4 protein-coding genes are annotated in these 3,845 nt (G+C 69.0%); 3 read left to right on the top strand and 1 reads right to left on the bottom strand.

Features of this window, described 5'->3' with window-relative positions:
* Window positions 1-474: 474 nt before the first annotated feature.
* Window positions 475-738, top strand: a complete 264-nt coding sequence (locus tag ACLP25_RS16280) for a hypothetical protein (protein ID WP_442470228.1) — start codon at window positions 475-477, stop codon at window positions 736-738.
* Window positions 735-1,751 (top strand): hypothetical protein, encoded by a 1,017-nt coding sequence (locus ACLP25_RS16275; protein ID WP_442470227.1) that lies wholly within the window; start codon window positions 735-737, stop codon window positions 1,749-1,751. Before ACLP25_RS16280 ends, ACLP25_RS16275 begins: the two co-directional genes overlap by 4 nt.
* Before the next feature lie 38 nt (window positions 1,752-1,789).
* Here the strand turns inward: ACLP25_RS16275 and ACLP25_RS16270 are convergent, their stop codons facing one another.
* Entirely contained in the window at window positions 1,790-2,080 is a 291-nt protein-coding gene (locus ACLP25_RS16270; protein ID WP_442470226.1) for a hypothetical protein, read from the bottom strand.
* Between the two features lie 132 nt (window positions 2,081-2,212).
* On the opposite strand from ACLP25_RS16270, the gene ACLP25_RS16265 reads away from it, so the two are divergent.
* The coding region (locus ACLP25_RS16265; RefSeq protein ID WP_442470225.1) for a tetratricopeptide repeat protein at window positions 2,213-3,845 on the top strand (1,633 nt) is incomplete at its 3' end.

Here is a 3,845-nt window from a genome sequence, read left to right as displayed (position 1 = left end):
TCGCGATCTCGGCGAAGCCTATCTCGACCAGATCAGCCAGACCCGAACCGTCGCCAACCTCAAACGACGTCTCGAGCGCCTCGGCTACAAGGTCACCCTCGAACAAAAGGCCGAGCCCGCATGACCCACATCCACGCTGAGGCTATTTTCGTGGCAGTTTGACCTATGCACGAATGAATCTCACCCCTTGACCCGAAGCTCCCCATGTGAGGGGATACATGAGGCCGCCCACTCCGGACATCCGTCGCGTACAACGGAAGTCGCAGATCGACGGAAAGCGATTATTTGGGATCTCTCGCGTCAACGGAGCGTCAGCGGCATTGGGCGTGCTTCTCGTGAAGGATCTTTACGCTCTCCAAGCAGGCGACTGCTAGCGCCCGGCCCTTGAAAACTTGCTTGATCAGGAACCCGATCCTAAAGTCGCAATAGCAACGGACGCGCGGGGCCACAAGGGGCCGCAAAAGGGCGAGCAGCATGGCTGAGGATCCGCCGGAGACTGAGAAATCCGCAATGGGCGGCCTGCTTGGCGCACTCGGCCTTTCGCCCAAGGCGTTGCTCGCGGTGACGCTGCTAGCGGTCGCTGTCTGGTGGTATTGGCGGAGCCAGGGCCCGGACATGCAGCTCAGCAACTCAGAGACCGCCGTCATCGTGCTGGCGCTGGCGCTAGTTTTCGTCGGCGTTCGGGCCGTCTTCGGCCTGCTCCGCCGCCGCGCGTCGACCTCGGACAAGCCCCAATGACGCGTCTGCGCCGCGCCGCCGGCCTCGTTCTCGGACTCCTGGCGGCCGTCGTCGTCGGCCCAGCGCTCGCCGCTCCCCTGCGCGCCGTTTGTATGACGGACCGCCCGCTCCTCGCCGCCGGCGAGCGGGCCGTCATCATCGCCGTCACGGATGCGCCCGCCGGCGCCGAGGTCCAAATATCCTGGAGCGCGGACGGGGGCGCCCTCGTTCCGGCCGGCGGGCCCGGCGAAACGCGCTGGTCACCCCCCGCGCAATCTCACGGCGTCTTTGTCATCCGGGCCCACGTGCACGCCGGCGCCGCCGAAGCCGGGGAAACCGCGGACTGCAGCGCCCAGATCGCGGTCATCGAAACCCCCAATCGAGGCGGCGGCGAAACCCTGATCTCCACGCGTGCCTTGCTTCCCCCCGCCGCGCACGAGGCGCCGGACTACGGCCTCTACAGCTACGTCCTTTTCGCCGCCCCGCCCACCGACCAGGAAACCGATCTCTTCGACGCGATCCTGAAATCCTATCTCACGCTGCTGAGGAGCCAGGACAGATTGGAACGCTGCTGCCCGGAGGCGTTCCCCCATCCGCGCCTTAACGTCACATACGTCCCGGTCCAGCAAGCGCCGCCGGGCGATTTCCATCAGCGCGAGCTCAACGACCAGGTCGCCTGGATCCGCAACCATTACGATTACGACCGCGCCTTCGCCTGGCTCACTCGCCTGCGCGACTTGCCGGACGCCGATCCCTCCCTGAGGGACGGCGCGGTCTGGATCGTCTCCTGTCAACGCCCGCTCGGCGGCAAGGAGGACCCGCGCCCCGGCTTCCAGCAGGATCTGAGCGCCGTGCCCGTCCGCTTCATTGAGCGACGGATGCGCATTTTCGCCAGCCAGACCATGCAGCCGCGAGACTACAACCCGCACAGCGTCGCCCTGCTTCAGCTCGATCTGCGCATCGGCATTGCCCAGGCGGCTGAGGGCCTGGAGGCCGTCTCCGCCGCGATAAAAACCCTCGGAGGGGCCGAATGATGCGCCCGGGGCTCGCGCTCGCAGCCGCTCTCGCGGTGTTATTCGCCGCCGCCGCCCACGGCCAGCAGGCGTCCCCCGACGAGGCCGCGAAGGCTAGCATGCAGGCGGCTGGCGCCGATTTCCGCCGCGGCGCGCTTACCGATGCGCTGGCCGATCTCGATCACGCGCTCGCCCTTTTTCGCCAGGCCGGCGACCAAAGCGGCGAAGCCCAGGCCGAGTTCTGGACGGGCGTCATCAATGGAAGCCTCCACACCGCAGACGGCAACGCCAAGGCCGTCGCCGCCTTCACCGAGGCGATCCGCCTCTTCGCCGCAGGCCAGGACCGCCATGACCAGGCCACCGCCGCCGCCCGCCTCGCCGTCACACTGGAGGCCATGGGCAGCAAAGAGAAGGCGCGCGACGCCTACGAGAGCGCCGTCGCCTTGCTGGACGCCCCGGACCGCGCCCGCGAACGCGCCCAGATGCTCGTCGGCCTCTCGGGCATGGAACAGGCGCTGGGCGACAGCAAGAACGCGCGCGGCCCTGCGGAACAGGCCCTGCAGCTCCTGACAGCACCGCAGGACGCGCCGGCCCGGGCCACGGCGCTTACAGATCTGGGCCTCGCCTGCGAGACTTTGCAGGACCAATCCTGCGCCGCGGACGCCTTCCTGCGGGCCGCCGACGCGCAGCACGCGCTCGGCGCCGCCCAGATGGAAGCCCTAACGCGCAAGCGCGGCGCGCTGGCTCTGATGCGCCTGGCGCAAATCCGGGACAGCCAAGGCGACGCCGCGGGCGCGATCGCCGCCTACGCCAGCGCCGCCGACGCTTGGCGCACGCTCGGCGACGGTGACACTGAAGCCGCAGCGCAGCTGGGGGCCGGCCGGCTCCGCCGGGCCGCGGGCGAATGGGACGCTGCGGAAACCGCCTACGAGGCGGCGCTTACCGCCGCAAGCCACAGCCCGATGCGGGTGACCGCCCTCGTCTCCCTTGCCGAGCTCGCGGCGTGGCGCGGGAATCACCAGCGCGCGCTCGACCTCGCAGAACAGGCGTTGCCGCTACTCACCGCCCCCGACGCCGCCTGGCAGCGCGCCGGGGTGCTGCTCATCGCCGGCAACGCCGCCGCCGGCGTGCACGACAACGCCCGCGCCGTCCGGTACTACGCCGAAGCCGAAAGCCTCAGCGCGGCAAATCCGGGGGTCAGCGCCGCCGCTATTGCGGCGGAGGGTGAGGTCGCCACCGACCAGGGCGACGCGGCCCGCGGCGCCGAGCTCGCGCGCGAGGCGATGGCGCGGCACCAGCAGCTCAACAACCCGAACGCCGCCAACAAGGACCGCAACGATCTCGGCATGGCGTTGGCCGCCCTGGGCGACAAGACCGGCGCTCTCGCAGCCTTCCGGGAAAGCCTCGACTCCGCCAAAGCCGCCCACGACGCGCAGCAGGAAGCCGCCACCCTGAGCAATATCGGCCGCATTCTGCTCGGCTTTGGCGACATCGATGAGGCTGTCCAGACGTACCGTCAGGCGCAGGACGCCGCCCGCCGCTCCGGCGAGCGCGACACCGAAGCCGGCGTCACCGCAGATCTCGGGATGGCTTATCACGCCCAGGGCGAGCGAACCGACGCCGTCGCCGAGCTCAACGCCGCCATCGCGCTGCGCCAGCAAGCGCAGGACCGCCGCGGCGAGGCGATCGACCGAAACAATCTCGCCCTGGTGAAAAGCGAAACCGGCGATCCTCAGGCCGCGCTCGACATCTACGCAGAGACCCGCAAGCTCTTCGTCGCGTTGTCGGATTCCTTTGAGGAGGCAGCGACCCTCAACAACATCGGCTCCGTCTACCGCGGCCTGGGCGCACGCGAGCAGGCGCGCCGCTACTTCGAACAAGCCGAGGCGATTGACATCCGCACACACGACGATGAAAGCCTCGCCGTCGTACTCAACAATCTCGCCGTCGTCGCGCAAAGCGGCGACGAGCCCGCCGACGCTCTTCGCTACGCCAGTCGCGCCCTCGACATCGAAAAGAAGCTCGGCGACCGTGTCGCCCAGGCAGCGCTGCTTTCCGGCCTCGCCTTGGCGCACGACAGCCAGGGGGACCACACGGCGGCGCTTGATCTGCTCA

The sequence above is a fragment of the Roseiarcus sp. genome (genome assembly GCF_052145395.1).
GTDB lineage: Bacteria > Pseudomonadota > Alphaproteobacteria > Rhizobiales > Beijerinckiaceae > Roseiarcus.
Note: the sequence above shows the minus strand (reverse complement) of the source record. Positions and strands in the feature narration are given on the sequence as shown.